15 protein-coding genes are annotated in these 15,118 nt (G+C 70.2%); 8 read left to right on the plus strand and 7 right to left on the minus strand.

What is annotated here, in order from left to right; all coding sequences use genetic code 11:
- Positions 1-2 precede the first annotated feature (2 nt).
- On the minus strand, positions 3-1,445 hold the full coding sequence (locus tag ACGFNN_RS02575) for an MFS transporter (RefSeq protein WP_393552106.1): 1,443 nt from the start codon (positions 1,443-1,445) through the stop codon (positions 3-5).
- 101 nt (positions 1,446-1,546) lie between these two features.
- On the opposite strand from ACGFNN_RS02575, the gene ACGFNN_RS02580 reads away from it, so the two are divergent.
- From ACGFNN_RS02580 to era, 3 genes are read left to right on the plus strand one after another with little or no spacing between them, the layout of a single operon-like run.
- A complete protein-coding gene (locus ACGFNN_RS02580) occupies positions 1,547-2,467 on the plus strand; it encodes a helix-turn-helix transcriptional regulator (RefSeq protein WP_393552107.1) in 921 nt (306 codons plus the stop codon).
- 47 nt (positions 2,468-2,514) lie between these two features.
- Positions 2,515-2,868, plus strand: coding sequence for a cytidine deaminase (locus ACGFNN_RS02585; RefSeq protein ID WP_393552108.1), 354 nt, complete (start codon positions 2,515-2,517; stop codon positions 2,866-2,868).
- A 51-nt stretch (positions 2,869-2,919) separates the two neighbouring features.
- Complete coding sequence (gene era, locus ACGFNN_RS02590; protein ID WP_393552109.1) at positions 2,920-3,894, plus strand: GTPase Era; 975 nt, start codon at positions 2,920-2,922, stop codon at positions 3,892-3,894.
- Between the two features lie 231 nt (positions 3,895-4,125).
- Here era and ACGFNN_RS02595 read toward each other — a convergent pair whose 3' ends face one another.
- Both ACGFNN_RS02595 and ACGFNN_RS02600 read right to left on the minus strand, forming a co-directional pair.
- Positions 4,126-4,392, minus strand: a complete 267-nt coding sequence (locus ACGFNN_RS02595) for a protealysin inhibitor emfourin (protein ID WP_393552110.1) — start codon at positions 4,390-4,392, stop codon at positions 4,126-4,128.
- Between the two features lie 51 nt (positions 4,393-4,443).
- Complete coding sequence (locus ACGFNN_RS02600) at positions 4,444-5,520, minus strand: M4 family metallopeptidase (RefSeq protein WP_393552111.1); 1,077 nt, start codon at positions 5,518-5,520, stop codon at positions 4,444-4,446.
- A 292-nt stretch (positions 5,521-5,812) separates the two neighbouring features.
- On the opposite strand from ACGFNN_RS02600, the gene leuA reads away from it, so the two are divergent.
- From leuA to ACGFNN_RS02620, 4 genes are all read left to right on the plus strand, one after another.
- Positions 5,813-7,603 carry a 2-isopropylmalate synthase gene (gene leuA / locus ACGFNN_RS02605; RefSeq protein ID WP_393552112.1) on the plus strand — a complete coding sequence of 597 codons (1,791 nt, stop codon included), beginning with the start codon at positions 5,813-5,815 and terminating at the stop codon, positions 7,601-7,603.
- A 235-nt stretch (positions 7,604-7,838) separates the two neighbouring features.
- On the plus strand, positions 7,839-8,540 hold the full coding sequence (locus tag ACGFNN_RS02610; RefSeq protein ID WP_393552113.1) for a TerB family tellurite resistance protein: 702 nt from the start codon (positions 7,839-7,841) through the stop codon (positions 8,538-8,540).
- A gap of 104 nt (positions 8,541-8,644) precedes the next feature.
- On the plus strand, positions 8,645-9,391 hold the full coding sequence (gene recO, locus ACGFNN_RS02615) for a DNA repair protein RecO (RefSeq protein ID WP_362549450.1): 747 nt from the start codon (positions 8,645-8,647) through the stop codon (positions 9,389-9,391).
- A 22-nt stretch (positions 9,392-9,413) separates the two neighbouring features.
- Positions 9,414-10,226: an isoprenyl transferase gene (locus tag ACGFNN_RS02620; RefSeq protein WP_393552114.1), complete on the plus strand. Its 813-nt coding sequence runs from the start codon at positions 9,414-9,416 to the stop codon at positions 10,224-10,226.
- A gap of 58 nt (positions 10,227-10,284) precedes the next feature.
- On the opposite strand, the gene ACGFNN_RS02625 is transcribed toward ACGFNN_RS02620, so the two are convergent.
- The 4 genes from ACGFNN_RS02625 to ACGFNN_RS02640 all read right to left on the minus strand — a co-directional run bounded on the left by ACGFNN_RS02625 (position 10,285) and on the right by ACGFNN_RS02640 (position 13,510).
- Entirely contained in the window at positions 10,285-10,719 is a 435-nt protein-coding gene (locus ACGFNN_RS02625; protein ID WP_362549456.1) for a transcriptional repressor, read from the minus strand.
- A gap of 73 nt (positions 10,720-10,792) precedes the next feature.
- Positions 10,793-11,701: a metal ABC transporter permease gene (locus ACGFNN_RS02630; RefSeq protein WP_393552116.1), complete on the minus strand. Its 909-nt coding sequence runs from the start codon at positions 11,699-11,701 to the stop codon at positions 10,793-10,795.
- Position 11,702: 1 nt separating this feature from the next.
- The gene (locus ACGFNN_RS02635) at positions 11,703-12,479 is read right to left on the minus strand and encodes a metal ABC transporter ATP-binding protein (protein WP_393552117.1); all 777 of its coding nucleotides are present in this window, start codon (positions 12,477-12,479) and stop codon (positions 11,703-11,705) included.
- Positions 12,480-12,523: 44 nt separating this feature from the next.
- A complete protein-coding gene (locus tag ACGFNN_RS02640; protein ID WP_393552119.1) occupies positions 12,524-13,510 on the minus strand; it encodes a metal ABC transporter substrate-binding protein in 987 nt (328 codons plus the stop codon).
- 217 nt (positions 13,511-13,727) lie between these two features.
- On the opposite strand from ACGFNN_RS02640, the gene ACGFNN_RS02645 reads away from it, so the two are divergent.
- Positions 13,728-15,110, plus strand: coding sequence for a glycine--tRNA ligase (locus ACGFNN_RS02645; RefSeq protein ID WP_362549466.1), 1,383 nt, complete (start codon positions 13,728-13,730; stop codon positions 15,108-15,110).
- Positions 15,111-15,118 lie beyond the last annotated feature (8 nt).

The raw sequence follows: 15,118 nt of genomic DNA on the forward strand, positions 1-15,118 counted from the left end.
GGTCATGATCCGCCGGACGGGCTCTGGCCCTTCCCGGCGGCCCGTCGCAGGCCCACGCCCACCACGAGGCCGGTCGCGACCAGGATCACCGCCGCGGCCGTCACCACCAGCCGTACGCCGTCGAACAGCGAGCCCTGCGTGGTCGCCAGGACCCCCAGCAGCGGGATACCGACCGTGATGCCCACCTGCTGGGTCGTGGTGACCAGGCCGGTCGCCAGCCCCTGCTCCTCGTCCGGGACACCGGATGTCACCGTCAGGCCGTACGCGATGATCGCGCCCAGGTGGAAGCCGCTCGCCAGCGACACCGCCACCACCGCCAGCAGGACACCCGAGTCCTCTCCCAGGCCCAGCAGCGCCCCGATGAACAGGCCCTGGCCGATCAGTGAGAGGACCAGCGTCCGGCGCGCGCCGAACCGGCCGATCACCTTCGGGGCCCAGACGCCGGCCCCGACCGAGACGAGGCCCTGGATCCCGAAGACGAGCCCTGTGCCGAAGGCCGAGAGGCCCAGCAGGTCCTGAAGGTAGAGGGTCAGGACGAAGACGATGGTGCTCATCATCGAGAAGGTGACCAGGCCGCCCAGATTGCCGAACGCGACGGTACGGCGCCGCAGCATGGGCAGCGAGACCAGCGGGGCCGCCGACCGGGACTCCACGACGGCGAACGCGGCCAGCAGGACCACCCCCAGGACCAGCGCGACCCGCACGTCCGTACCGCCGAAGCCGTGCTCGGCAGCCGTCGACAGCGAGTAGATCAGCGCGAGCAGACCGCCGGTCACCGTGACCGCGCCCGGCACGTCCAGCTTCGGCCTGTCCGGCGTACGCGACTCGGACAGCAGCTTCGGCGCCAGGAACAGGACGACCACCGCGGCAGCGCTCAGCAGCCCCATCGTGGACCGCCAGCCCAGCGTGTCGGTGAGCACGCCGCCCGCCACCATCCCGGTGGTGAAGCCCAGCGAGAGCAGCGTCCCGCTGATGCCGAGCGCCCGGTCCCGCAACGGGCCCTCGGGGAAGGTCGTGGTCAGCAGCGACATACCGGTCGGCACGATCACCGCCGCCCCGAGCCCCTGGAGCGCCCGCCCGGCAAGGAAGGACGCGGGGTCCCACGCCATCGTGGCCAGCAGCGAGGACGCCCCGAACACCACGAGCCCGGCGAGGAACATCCGCCGCCTGCCGTAGAGATCGGCGATCCGGCCGAACAGCAGCAGGAAGCCTCCGGACGGCAGAGCGAACGCGGTCACGGCCCACTGGAGCCCGGACCTGCTCAGGCCCAGGTCCTCACCGAGGGCCGGCAGGGCGACGTTCAGCACGGAGAAGTCGAGCGCCACCATGAACTGGGCGGCGCAGAGCACGAAGAGGACCAGCCGGGCACGGCCGGAGAGGACGGGCGGAGCGGGGACGGCACCGGCGGTGCCGGCGGACACGGGATTCGGGGTTTCGATCGCCATGTCGCACAGCCTGGGCGCGCCGGAATATCCGTGGGGAGCGGGTACTTATCCTGTTGGCCGCACCACCAGGCAGGCGCGCGCACGGACACCAGGGGGAGTACGTGGCTTCACCGGCCCAGCACACCGACCCGGACCGGACCACGGTCCCGGGCGGCACCGACGAGAAGTCCCACCGACTCGCGGAGCTGCGGGAGTTCCTGATGAGCCGCAGGGCCAGGGTCAGCCCGGCCGATGCCGGCCTGCCGGACGGCGGGGCGCGCCGTCGCACACCCGGGCTGCGCCGCGAGGAGGTCGCCGTCCTCGCCGGGGTGGGCGTCTCCTGGTACCAGTGGCTGGAACAGGGCCGTGACATCACCGTCTCGCCCCAGGTCCTGGACTCGGTGGCCCGCGTGCTGCGCCTCAGCAGCGCGGAACGCCGCCACCTCTACGTCCTGGCCGGGCTCAATCCACCGGCCCTGGAGGTCGATCCGGCGCACCGCGACATGTGCGAGGGGCTGACCAGGCTCATCGACGCCTGGATGCCCTTTCCGGCCCACATCATGGACCGTTACTGGAACACGGTGCTCTACAACGACGCGGCCTCGGCCGTGCTCGGCATGCGTCCGGGCATCGTCCAGAACTGCATGATCGCCTTCTTCACCGACCCGGTCTACCGGGCGAGGTCGAAGCACTGGGAGACCATCGCCTCCCAGGTCGTCGCCCAGTACCGGGCCGCCTGCTCGGAGTCCCCCGAGGACGAGGGATTCCGCGCCGTGGTCGCCGAGGCCAGGGAGCTCAGCCCCGAGTTCGCGGACCTCTGGGACCGTCGGGACGTCGTCCCCGGAGGGCAGGTCCGCAAGGAACTCCAGCACCCCCTCGTCGGCACCCTCATGGTGGAGTCCACCCAGCTGCGCGTCCCCGCCCGCCCGGACCTGGTGATCGTGCTGCACACCCCGCTGCCCGACACCGGCACCGAGGCGAAGCTCCAGTGGCTCGACTCGCCCGAGGGCAGACGCGGCTCGATGTACCCGGTCGCGGGGTGAGACCCCCGTCGTGGGGAGCGAACCCCCTCACTCCGTATGCTCGGGCCATGACTGAGAGCACCGACCTCGGCCCCGAGGACCGCAAGATCGTCACCCTGGCGCGCAGCGTCCGCGCCCGTAACTCAGTGCCCGAGGGCGCGGCGGTACGGGACGAGACCGGACGCACCTACGCAGCCGGGACGGTGGCCCTGGAGTCGCTGAAGCTCAGCGCGCTGCAGACCGCCGTCGCGATGGCCGTCGCCAGCGGCGCCACCTCCCTGGAGGCGGCCGCCGTCGTCACCGAGTCCGGGAGCGCCTCGGACGCCGACCGGGCGGCCGTACGCGACCTGGGCGGGCCGGACACTCCCGTGCTGCTCGCCGGCCCCGACGGGACCCTCCGGTCCTCGGTCACCGCCGGCTGATTCGGGGCGGTGGCGCCCTGCTGTGCACCGCCACCGCCCGGATCGGGGAGAATGGGCGCCATGAGCGCTCGACCGAACACAGAAGCCGCTGCGCGGCAGGCTGAGAACACCGCCGCCCACCGGGCCGGCTTCGCCTGCTTCGTGGGCCGCCCCAACGCGGGCAAGTCCACCCTCACGAACGCTCTGGTCGGTCAGAAGGTGGCGATCACCTCCAACCGCCCCCAGACCACCCGGCACACCGTGCGGGGCATCGTGCACCGTGACGACGCCCAGCTGATCCTGGTGGACACGCCCGGCCTCCACAAGCCGCGCACCCTGCTCGGGGAGCGGCTGAACGACGTCGTGCGCACCACCTGGGCGGAGGTCGACGTCATCGGGTTCTGCCTGCCCGCCGACCAGAAGCTCGGCCCCGGTGACAAGTTCATCGTCAAGGAGCTCGCGGGGATCAAGAAGACCCCGAAGATCGCGATCATCACCAAGACCGACCTGGTCGAGTCCAAGGCCCTGGCCGAGCAGCTGCTCGCCGTCTCCGCGCTGGCGGACGAACTGGGCTTCGAGTGGGCCGAGATCGTGCCGGTCTCGGCGGTCAAGGACCAGCAGGTGAGCCTGCTCTCGGACCTGATCGCCCCGCTCCTGCCCGAGAGCCCGCCGCTCTACCCGGAGGGTGACCTCACCGACGAGCCCGAGATGGTCATGGTCGCCGAGCTCATCCGCGAGGCCGCGCTGGAAGGCGTACGCGACGAGCTTCCGCACTCCATCGCGGTCGTCGTCGAGGAGATGCTGCCGCGCGAGGACCGGCCGGCGGACAAGCCGCTGCTGGACATCCACGCGAACGTCTACATCGAGAGGCCCAGCCAGAAGGGCATCATCATCGGCCCGAAGGGCAAGCGCCTCAAGGACGTCGGCACGAAGTCGCGCAAGCACATCGAGGCCCTGCTGGGCACGCCGGTCTTCCTCGACCTGCACGTGAAGGTCGCCAAGGACTGGCAGCGCGACCCGAAGCAGCTGCGCAAGCTGGGGTTCTGAACGGGTCCCCGAGCAGGCGGCCGGAGGCCGGCGCAGCCGTGCGAAGCCGCTGAGGCCCTTGGGCCGAGGGGTGCGAGTGCGGCGTGGGGAGTGGGTCCCGAAGCAGCTGCGCAAGCTGGGGTTCTGAACGCTGCGCAAGCTGGGGTTCTGAACGCTGCGCAAGCTGGGGTTCCGAGAGCACGCCGGGGCAGCGGTATCACCGGGCGGACCGGCGGCGTACTCGCCGCCGGTCTACGCGCCCTCCTGGAGGACCCGGGAGATCAGCGTCCGCTGGGCCGGGGTCAGCCGGGGGTCCGCGCACTCGACCGTCCGCCCGCCCACCGTGATCCGGTAACGGAAGCCGTCCGGTACCGGAGCGGACGGGCCGCCGGGGCCGGCCGAGATCACCGAGTCGGCCAGGGCCTCCCACTCGGCCGCGTCGGACCGCCCCGAGGTCTCGATCTCACCCTCGCGTGCGATACCCGCGAACCCGCCGGTCCGGCTGACCCGAATGCGCATCCTGGCTCCTGACTGCCCCGCCCCACGGTGGTCCCGCGTCTTCCTACCCGGTCACCTGGTCGGCACGCCCACCTCCGACCAGGCCTTCAGCACCGCCTCCGCCTCGTCGCCCTCCCCGAACCTGTGCCGCGCGGCGGCGACGGTCAGCTTCGCGAACTCGGTGAACGACGCGTCCTGGGTCAGCTCGCCGCCGGTCAGCACGTCGAACCAGATCTGTCCGGCCCGCTCCCAGGCGTTGCCCCCCAGGGCGGTGGCGAGCAGGTAGAAGGCGCGGTTGGGGATGCCCGAGTTGATGTGGACCCCGCCGTTGTCCTCGTCCGTCTCGACGTAGTCGTCCATCGAGGCGGGCTGCGGGTCCTTTCCGAGTACGTCGTCGTCGTACGCCGTGCCCGGCGCCTTCATCGAGCGCAGGGCGACACCGCTGACCCGGGGGGCGAGCAGCCCCGCTCCGATCAGCCAGTCGCCCTGGTCCGCGCTCTGGCCCAGGGAGTACTGCTTGACGAGGGAGCCGAAGACGTCGGAGACGGACTCGTTGAGCGCGCCCGACTGGCCCTCGTACGCGAGGTTCGCCGTGTACTGGGTCAGCCCGTGCGCGAGTTCGTGGGCGATCACGTCGATGGCGACCGTGAAGTCGAGGAAGATCTCCCCGTCCCCGTCCCCGAAGACCATCTGCTCGCCGTCGAAGAAGGCGTTGTTGTACTTCTCGTCGTAGTGCACGGAGCCGACGAGGGGGAGCCCCTTGCCGTCGATCGAGCTGCGGCCGTACTCGCTGAGCAGCAGTTCGAAGGTGGCGCCGAGGCCCGCGTAGGCGCGGTTCACGCTCGCGTCGTCGGTGGGGTCGTCGCCCTCGTCACGGACCTTCACACCCGGCAGGTCAGTGCCGTTGCGGCAGTCGTACAGGGTGCGGTGCGGCTTGGCCGGGACCGGGGCCGAGGTGCTCGCTGGAAGGGGCGAGCGGGCGAGTGCGGTGACCTGGCGGTGGCGCCGCCGGGCCCCGTCGGCCTCCAGGGTGCGGCGGGCCGGTTCGGCCAGTCGCGGGTCGTCGGCCTGGGACAGCTTGTCGAGGACGTGGGGCGGCACGATGGTGCAGAAGACGGGCTGGAACCCGTTGTTCGGTCGAGGCTGCATGCAAATGACTGTGGCACTCCGTCACCGCTCTGTCACTGGTTGCGATCGCGATTGACGAAATAGAGTGATGTATCACTGTTCAGCCTTTACATGGCCCGGATCCCGCATACTGATACGGACCGACGCACCAGGCGCCCCTCGGTTAGTGTTGCCGCATCATGCGTTTCGGGCTGCTCCTTCTTAGCTGCCGCGGCGAGGGCCTGTAGTCGTAGGCCGGCTCCCTCCCCGCGGAGTTCGCTGGTGCAGTGACACAGTCGGCCGCCCCTGCTGGACCTCAGAGGAGCCGTACGCCATGAACGCAGTGAATTCCCCCGTGCACACCGATGCCGCCACCCCCGTCGGTGGGCCTACGCCGGTGACCAACGCCGGGCAGCTGCAGAAGCCTTCCGGGATGCCGGTCCACAAGTACCGCGGCTACGAGGCCGTGGACATCGCCGACCGCACCTGGCCGGACAACCGCATCACGGTGGCGCCCCGCTGGCTCTCCACCGACCTGCGCGACGGCAACCAGGCCCTGATCGACCCGATGTCGCCCGCGCGCAAGCGCGAGATGTTCGACCTGCTGGTACGCATGGGCTACAAGGAGATCGAGGTCGGCTTCCCGTCGTCCGGCGAGACCGACTTCGCCTTCGTGCGCTCCATCATCGAAGAGGGCGCGATCCCCGAGGACGTGACGATCTCCGTCCTGACGCAGGCCCGCGAGGAACTGATCGAGCGCACCGTCGAGTCCCTGCGCGGGGCCCACCGCGCCACCGTCCACCTGTACAACGCCACCGCCCCCACCTTCCGCCGCGTGGTCTTCCGCGGCACGAAGGAGCAGGTAAAGCAGATCGCGGTGGACGGCACCCGTCTGGTGATGGAGTACGCCGACAAGATCCTGGGCGACGAGACGATCTTCGGCTACCAGTACAGCCCCGAGATCTTCACCGACACCGAGCTGGACTTCGCCCTGGAGGTCTGCGAGGCCGTCTGTGACGTCTGGCAGCCGGAGGAGGGGCGCGAGATCATCCTCAACCTGCCCGCCACGGTGGAGCGTTCGACCCCGTCCACCCACGCGGACCGGTTCGAGTGGATGTCACGCAACCTGAGCCGCCGCGAGCACGTCTGCCTGTCGGTCCACCCGCACAACGACCGCGGAACCGCCGTCGCCGCCGCCGAGCTGGCGATCATGGCCGGCGCCGACCGCATCGAGGGCTGCCTGTTCGGCCAGGGCGAGCGGACCGGCAACGTCGACCTGGTCACTCTGGGCATGAACCTCTTCTCCCAGGGCGTCGACCCGCAGATCGACTTCTCGCAGATCGACGAGATCCGCCGCACCAGCGAGTACTGCAACCAGATGGAGGTCCACCCGCGCCACCCCTACGCGGGCGACCTGGTCTACACCGCCTTCTCCGGCTCCCACCAGGACGCCATCAAGAAGGGCTTCGACGCGATGGAGGCCGACGCCGCCGCGCAGGGCAGGACCGTCGACGAGATCGAGTGGGCGGTGCCCTACCTGCCCATCGACCCGAAGGACGTCGGACGCTCCTACGAGGCCGTCATCCGGGTCAACTCGCAGTCCGGCAAGGGCGGGATCTCCTACGTCCTGAAGAACGACCACAAGCTGGACCTGCCGCGCCGGATGCAGATCGAGTTCTCCCGGATCATTCAGGCCAAGACCGACGCCGAGGGCGGCGAGGTCACCCCGGCCCAGATCTGGTCCACCTTCCGGGACGAGTACCTGCCGAACCCCGAGAACGCCTGGGGGCGCGTACAGATCCGGACCGGCCAGACGACGACCGGGACCGACGGACAGGACACGATCACCGTCGAGGCCACCGTCGACGGCTCGGACACGGTGCTGAGCGGCACGGGCAACGGACCGATCTCCGCGTTCTTCGAGGCGCTGCAGGGCATCGGCATCGACGCCCGTCTGCTGGACTACACCGAGCACACCATGAGCGAGGGCGCGAGCGCGCAGGCGGCCTCCTACATCGAGTGCGCGATCGACGGCAAGGTCCTGTGGGGCATCGGTATCGACGCCAACACCACGCGCGCCTCGCTCAAGGCCGTCGTCTCGGCGGTCAACCGCGCCGCACGCTGACCCGGTCGGCCCGCGCGCCGGAGACGAGTCCGGAACGCCGCCGAACTGTCCGGCGCGAGAGCCCCGTTCACCCTTTCCGGGTGGGCGGGGTTCGGCCATCTCCGGCGGTTGTGACGTCCGGGATGCTGACGCCACCTCATGTGTGTGGCTAACATCACGTCCAACGCGGCAATGTTGCCGCGGGGGTACCCCCCGACGTCCGAAGGGCCACGGGGGAGTTACGGAGGTGTGCGACGTGCGGGCAGCCAAAGGACGACGCGCCGTGAGACTGCGCATCTACGGGATCCGCACCGCCTGGGACACCGTCGGGGACGGCGAGTTCTTCTGCCCCCGCTGCGGAGGAGACCGCAACTACCGGCGTCTGACGGGCCGCGAGCGCCTCACCGTCCTCGGAGTGCCGCTGCTGACCCGCGGCAGCGCCGGTCCCGTCGTCGAATGCGCCGCCTGCTCGACGCACTTCGCCCCGGACGCGCTGGACCGTCCCACCACGACGCGCTTCTCCGCGATGCTGCGGGAGGCCGTGCACACCGTCACCCTCGCCGTGCTCGCCGCCGGCGGCACCACCTCCCGCTCGGTGCTGGAGACCGCCGCGGCGGTCGTCCGGGACGCCGGGCTCGACGACTGCTCCCAGGAACAGCTCTTCACCATCGTCGAGGTGCTCGCCGCGGAGACCGGCGCGGCCCGTGGGGGCGAGGCGGCGGCCGAGGCGTGCGGCGCCGCACTCGCCATCGAGCTCCACGAGGTCCTGGAACCGCTCGCGCCGCACCTGGCGGTCGCGGGCCGCGAGGCGGTGCTGCTGCGAGGGGCCAGGATCGCCCTCGCCGACGGCCCGTACACCCAGGCGGAGCGCGAGGTGCTCACGACGGTGGGCAGCGCGCTCCAGCTCTGCCCCTCCGACACCGCGAAGCTGCTCGAGGCCGCCCGTACGCCCTCGTAGCCGCCCTGGAACCCTCGCGGCACGCTCCAGAGGGCGCACGGGGCGGTACGGGACTTCAAGCGGCCCCTGCCCGGCCCCGGGCCGCGGTGGGCGACAATGGGGCCATGAGCTTGTTCCGGGACGACGGCGTCGTGCTGCGTACGCAGAAGCTGGGCGAGGCCGACCGGATCATCACGATCCTGACCCGCGGCCACGGGCGGGTGCGTGCCGTGGCGCGCGGGGTGCGCCGCACCAAGTCGAAGTTCGGGGCGCGGCTGGAGCCCTTCTCCCACGTGGACGTGCAGTTCTTCGCCCGGGGCAGCGAGCTCGTCGGCCGCGGGCTCCCGCTCTGCACCCAGAGCGAGACGATCGCCCCGTACGGCGGCGGCATCGTCTCCGACTACGCCCGCTACACCGCCGGCACCGCGATGCTGGAGACCGCCGAGCGCTTCACCGACCACGAGGGCGAGCCCGCGGTCCAGCAGTACCTGTTGCTCGTCGGCGGGCTCCGCACGCTGGCCCGCGCCGAGCACGCGCCGAACCTCATCCTGGACGCGTTCCTGCTGCGCTCCCTCGCCGTCAACGGCTACGCGCCGAGCTTCGACGACTGCGCCAAGTGCGGGATGCCGGGACCGAACCGGTTCTTCTCCGTGGCGGCCGGCGGGAGCATATGCGGCGACTGCCGGGTACCGGGCAGCGTCGTACCCTCGGCGGAGGCCGTCGAACTGCTGAGCGCCTTGCTCACCGGTGACTGGGAGACGGCCGACGCGTCCGAGGCGCGTCATGTCAGGGAGGGCAGCGGACTCGTGTCCGCCTATCTGCACTGGCATCTGGAGCGCGGCCTGCGCTCGCTGCGGTACGTAGAGAAGTGACACAGGGAGACGATCTAAACCGATGGCAGTACGCGGGATGCTCGGCGGCCGTAACCGGCGTGAGTACAAGACCCCCGAGCCGCACCCCTCCGGCGCCACCCCGCCGAAGATCCCCGGCGAGCTGGTGCCCAAGCACGTCGCCGTGGTGATGGACGGCAACGGCCGGTGGGCCAAGGAGCGGGGTCTTCCGCGCACCGAGGGCCACAAGGTCGGCGAGGGCGTCGTCATGGACGTCCTCAAGGGCTGCATCGAGATGGGCGTCAAGAACCTCTCGCTGTACGCCTTCTCCACCGAGAACTGGAAGCGTTCTCCGGAGGAGGTGAAGTTCCTGATGAACTTCAACCGGGACGTCATCCGCCGCCGGCGCGACGAGATGGACGAGCTCGGCATCCGCATCCGCTGGGTCGGCCGTATGCCGAAGCTGTGGAAGTCCGTCGTCCAGGAGCTCCAGGTCGCCCAGGAGCAGACCAAGGACAACGACAGGATGACGCTGTACTTCTGCGTCAACTACGGCGGACGGGCCGAGATCGCCGACGCCGCCCAGCGCATCGCCGAGGACGTCGCCGCCGGGAAGCTCGACCCCGCGAAGGTCAACGAGAAGACCTTCGCGAAGTACATCTACTACCCGGACATGCCGGACGTGGACCTCTTCGTGCGTCCCAGCGGTGAGCAGCGCACGTCCAACTACCTGATCTGGCAGAGCGCGTACGCGGAGATGGTCTTCCAGGACGTCCTGTGGCCGGACTTCGACCGCCGCGACCTGTGGAACGCGTGCCTGGAGTTCGCCCGGCGCGACCGGCGCTTCGGTGGCGCCGAGGACATCACCAAGGCCTGACACGCGACGGAGGGGGCCCTTCGCGGGCCCCCTCCGTGCGTATACGCTCCCGGGCCGGTCAGCCCTTGGCGCCCGCGCAGTCCGCGCAGGTGCCGAAGATCTCCACCGTGTGGGCGACGTTCACATAGCCGTGCTGCGCGGCGATGGACTCGGCCCACTGTTCCACCGCGGGGCCCTCCACCTCGACGGCCTTGCCGCACGTCCGGCAGACCAGGTGGTGGTGGTGGTCGTCGGTCGAGCACCGCCGGTAGACGGCCTCGCCGTCGCCGGTGCGCAGGACGTCGACCTCACCGGCGTCGGCGAGCGACTGGAGGGTGCGGTAGACGGTGGTCAGCCCCACGGAGTCACCGCGATGCTTCAGCACGTCGTGCAGCTCCTGGGCACTGCGGAACTCGTCGACCTCGTCGAGGGCCGCCGCGACCGCCGCCCGCTGCCGGGTGGACCGCCCGCGTACCGTAGCCGCGCCCGTGCCACTGCTCGGCGCCGTCGTCACAGCTGCCTCCTTGTGTCGCTGTCGCCCGTACGTCTGTCGGGGCCCATTGTGCCAGCCGGCACCGGCCCCGAGGTCACACCCGTACGTCGTCCGAGGCGCTCCGGGCACTCGGTACCTCCAGGGTGCACCCGTCCGCGTCGGTCCCGGCCCCGGGCTCCCGGCGCCCGGCCCGTACACGGGCCAGCGGCGCGGCCAGCGCAGTCAGCAGGACGAACGCGGCGATGGCCAGCAGCACGATCGTCGCCCCGGGCGGCACGTCCTGGTAGTACGAGGTCACGGTGCCGGTCAGGGTCACGACCGTGCCGATCGCCACGGCGAGGACGAAGGTCACCTTGAAGGACTTCGCGATCTGCTGCGCGGCGGCCACCGGTACCACCATGAGCGCGCTGACCAGCAGCAGGCCGACCACGCGCATCGCCACGGTCACGGTGACCGCCGCGGTGACCGCGACCAGCAGGTTGAGCAGGCGTACCGGCAGTCCGGTGACGCGTGCGAACTCCTCGTCCTGGCTGACCGCGAACAGCTGCCGTCGCAGGCCGACCGTGACCAGCACCACGAAGGCGGCCAGTACGGAGATGGTGGTGATGTCCTCCTCGGAGACCGTCGAGAGGGAGCCGAAGAGGAACGAGGTCAGATTGGCGTTGGAGCCGGTGTCGGAGAGGTTGATCAGCATCACACCGCCCGCCATGCCCCCGTAGAACAGCATGGCGAGGGCGACGTCGCCGCGGGTGCGGCCGTACCAGCGGATCAGCTCCATCACGACGGAACCCGCCACCGCGACCAGCGTGGCCATCCAGACGGGGTTGGTGGAGAGCAGGAAGCCCAGGCCGACGCCGGTCATCGCCACATGCCCGATGCCGTCGCCCATCAGGGCCTGACGGCGCTGGACCAGATAGATACCGATGGCGGGAGCGGTGATCCCGACCAGGACGGCCGCGATCAGGGCCCGCTGCATGAATGCGGGGTTCAGGAATTCGAACATGTCAGGTCAGCAGTCCCGTCCGGACGGGCTCGGAGGCCGCGTGGGGGTGTACGTGGTCGTGGCCGGGCAGGGCGTGCTGGCCCACGGCCTCGGGCGGCGGCCCGTCGTGCAGGACACAGCCGTCACGCAGGACGACCGCCCGGTCGATCAGCGGCTCCAGCGGGCCGAGCTCGTGCAGGACGAGCAGCACCGTCGCCCCGTCGGCGACCTGCCAGCGCAGGGTGGAGGCGAGGACGTCCTGGCTCGCCAGGTCGACGCCGGCCATCGGTTCGTCCATGATCAGCACCTCGGGCTCGGCGGCGAGCGCGCGGGCGATCAGGACCCGCTGGTGCTGGCCGCCGGAGAGGGCGTTCACCGAGTCCTTGGCGCGGTCCGCGAGGCCGACGAGCTCGATGGCCCGGTCCACGGCCGCCCGGTCGGCCTTACGTGGCAGCCTGAGCCCGCTGCGGGAGAGCCGGCCGGATTCGACGATCTCACGGACCGTGGCGGGCACACCGGCCGCCGCCGTGGTGCGCTGGGGCACGTACCCGACGCGGGACCACCTGCGGAACCGCCGCAGCGGGGTGCCGAACAGTTCGACGGTTCCGCCGGTCAGCGGCACCTGGCCGATGACCGAGCGCACCGCGGTGGACTTGCCGGAGCCGTTGGCTCCGAGCAGAGCCACGACCTCGCCGCGGCGCACGGTCAGGTCGACGCCTCGCAGCACCGGCCGTGAGCCGAGGGTCGCCGTGGCCCCGCGCATGTCGATCACGGGTTCCGGCGTACTGGACTCGGGCATGGTCGCCTCCGGTGCTGGGGTGCGTGTAGCGGGTACTGCCTCGGTCACTTGGAGCCGAGCGCCTTCTGCAAGGCGGTGAGGTTGGACTTCATGACCTCGATGTAGTCATCGCCCGCGGACTTGTCGGTGATTCCCTCCAGCGGGTCCAGGACGGCCGTCTTCAGGCCGAGGTCCTTCGCCAGGGTCCTGGCGGTCCGGTCGCTGGCCAGGGTCTCGAAGAAGACGGTGGTGGCGCCGCTCTCCTCGGCCGCGTGGTGGATCTCCTCGATCCGGGCGGGGCTGGGCTCGGCCTCGGGGTCGATGCCCGCGATGGCCTGCTGGGTCAGGCCGTAGCGCTCGGCCAGGTAGCCGAAGGCGGAGTGCGTGGTGATGAAGGTCTTGGTCCCGGTGTCCTTCAGACCGCTCTCGTACGCGGTGTTCAGGTCGTTCAGCTCGCCGACCAGGGTGTCGGTGTTCTTGCGGTAGTCGGCGGCGTGATCGGGGTCGGCCTTCTCCAGGGACTTGCCCACGCCCTCGGCGACCTCCGCGTACTTCACCGGGTCCAGCCAGATGTGCGGGTCGAGTCCGGCCTCTTCGTCGCCGTGCTCCTCACCCTCCTCCTCGTGGCCGTGCTCCTCGCCCTCGCCGTGGTCGTGGCCGACCTCTGAGCCGTGGTTCTCGAGCGTGGTGAGCTTCGCCGCGTCAACGGTGTTCTTCACGCCCGACTGCGCGACGGCGTCGTCCACGGCGGGCTGGATGCCCTTGAGGTAGAGGATGTAGTCGGCGTCGCTCAGGCCGCCGATCTGCTTGGGGGAGAGCTCCAGGTCGTGCGGCTCCACGCCGGGCTTGGTGAGGTTGGTGACGGAAACGTGCGACCCGCCGATCCGCTCGGCGAGGAACTCCATCGGGTAGAAGGACGCCACCACGTCGAGCTTGTCGCCGTTCGATCCCTCCGCCGCGTCGGACGAGGAGCAGGCGGAGAGCGAGGTGATGCCGAGAGTCACCGCTCCGGCGAGGGCGGCGGGGGCTATCAGCCGACGACGTATGTTCATGAATCCCATTTTCAGCAAATCTGGAAACGGTTGTCAACAAGGGTGCCTGAGGGAGCTTGATCCACTCGCCGTGGACGCGATGGGCCCACCGATTTGATCCAGGGGGTGCGCCCGCCGGTAATCTGAGGTATTCGCCCGCCCGTCTTCTGTCCAGAGCCCCACAGAGGCGCCGCGCGCCGTCCCTGTCCAGTTCCGCCGTCGTAATGAAGAGAGCACCGTGGCCGCCGACAAGATCGACACCATCGTCAGCCTGAGCAAGCGCCGTGGCTTCGTCTACCCCTGCAGCGAGATCTACGGTGGCCAGCGCGCCGCCTGGGACTACGGACCGCTGGGTGTCGAGCTGAAGGAGAACCTCAAGCGCCAGTGGTGGCGTTACATGGTCACCGCCCGCGAGGACGTGGTCGGCATCGACTCGTCGGTCATCCTCGCCCCCGAGGTCTGGGTCGCCTCCGGTCACGTCGCCACCTTCACCGACCCGCTCACCGAGTGCACCTCCTGCCACAAGCGCTACCGCGCCGACCACCTGGAGGAGGCGTACGAGGAGAAGCACGGCAAGGCCCCGGCGAACGGCCTGGCCGACCTCAACTGCCCCAACTGCGGCAACAAGGGCACCTTCACCGAGCCCAAGGCGTTCTCCGGGCTCCTCTCCACCCACCTCGGCCCGACCCAGGACAGCGGCTCGGTCGCCTACCTGCGCCCCGAGACCGCCCAGGGCATCTTCACCAACTTCGGCCAGGTGCTGCAGACCTCGCGCAGGAAGCCGCCGTTCGGCATCGCGCAGATGGGCAAGTCCTTCCGGAACGAGATCACTCCGGGCAACTTCATCTTCCGCACCCGCGAGTTCGAGCAGATGGAGATGGAGTTCTTCGTCAAGCCGGGCGAGGACGAGCAGTGGCAGGAGTACTGGATGGAGCAGCGCTGGAACTGGTACACCGGTCTCGGCCTGCGCGAGGAGAACATGCGGTGGTTCGAGCACCCGAAGGAGAAGCTCTCCCACTACTCCAAGCGCACCGCTGACATCGAGTACCGCTTCCGCTTCGGCGGCAGCGAGTGGGGCGAGCTGGAGGGCGTCGCCAACCGCACCGACTACGACCTCAAGGCGCACTCCGAGGCCTCCGGTACGGACCTCCACTACTTCGACCAGGAGAAGGGCGAGCGCTACACGCCCTACGTCATCGAGCCGGCGGCCGGTGTCGGCCGCTCGATGCTGGCGTTCCTCCTCGACGCGTACAGCGAGGACGAGGCGCCCAACGCCAAGGGCGTCATGGAGAAGCGCGCCGTGATGCGCCTCGACCCGCGCCTGGCCCCGGTCAAGGTCGCCGTCCTGCCGCTGTCCCGCAACGCGCAGCTCTCGCCGAAGGCCAAGGGTCTCGCCGCCGACCTCCGGCAGAACTGGAACATCGAGTTCGACGACGCCGGCGCCATCGGCCGCCGCTACCGCCGCCAGGACGAGATCGGCACCCCGTTCTGCGTCACCGTCGACTTCGACACCCTCGACGACAACGCGGTGACCGTGCGCGAGCGCGACACCATGAAGCAGGAGCGCGTCTCCCTGGACCAGATCCAGGGCTACCTCGGCTCCCGCCTGCTGGGCTGCTGACGCCCCTC

The organism is Streptomyces sp. NPDC048590 (genome assembly GCF_043199535.1).
Classification (GTDB): domain Bacteria; phylum Actinomycetota; class Actinomycetes; order Streptomycetales; family Streptomycetaceae; genus Streptomyces.

Bases quoted from the DNA above. Each gene is read 5' to 3' on its own strand.
- ACGFNN_RS02575 (WP_393552106.1), bottom strand. From the start codon at position 1,445: ATGGCGATCGAAACCCCGAATCCCGTGTCCGCCGGCACCGCCGGTGCC.
- ACGFNN_RS02585 (WP_393552108.1), top strand. From the start codon at position 2,515: ATGACTGAGAGCACCGACCTCGGCCCCGAGGACCGCAAGATCGTCACC.
- era (WP_393552109.1), top strand. From the start codon at position 2,920: ATGGGCGCCATGAGCGCTCGACCGAACACAGAAGCCGCTGCGCGGCAG.
- ACGFNN_RS02595 (WP_393552110.1), bottom strand. From the start codon at position 4,392: ATGCGCATTCGGGTCAGCCGGACCGGCGGGTTCGCGGGTATCGCACGC.
- ACGFNN_RS02600 (WP_393552111.1), bottom strand. From the start codon at position 5,520: ATGCAGCCTCGACCGAACAACGGGTTCCAGCCCGTCTTCTGCACCATC.
- leuA (WP_393552112.1), top strand. From the start codon at position 5,813: ATGAACGCAGTGAATTCCCCCGTGCACACCGATGCCGCCACCCCCGTC.
- recO (WP_362549450.1), top strand. From the start codon at position 8,645: ATGAGCTTGTTCCGGGACGACGGCGTCGTGCTGCGTACGCAGAAGCTG.
- ACGFNN_RS02620 (WP_393552114.1), top strand. From the start codon at position 9,414: ATGGCAGTACGCGGGATGCTCGGCGGCCGTAACCGGCGTGAGTACAAG.
- ACGFNN_RS02630 (WP_393552116.1), bottom strand. From the start codon at position 11,701: ATGTTCGAATTCCTGAACCCCGCATTCATGCAGCGGGCCCTGATCGCG.
- ACGFNN_RS02635 (WP_393552117.1), bottom strand. From the start codon at position 12,479: ATGCCCGAGTCCAGTACGCCGGAACCCGTGATCGACATGCGCGGGGCC.
- ACGFNN_RS02640 (WP_393552119.1), bottom strand. From the start codon at position 13,510: ATGAACATACGTCGTCGGCTGATAGCCCCCGCCGCCCTCGCCGGAGCG.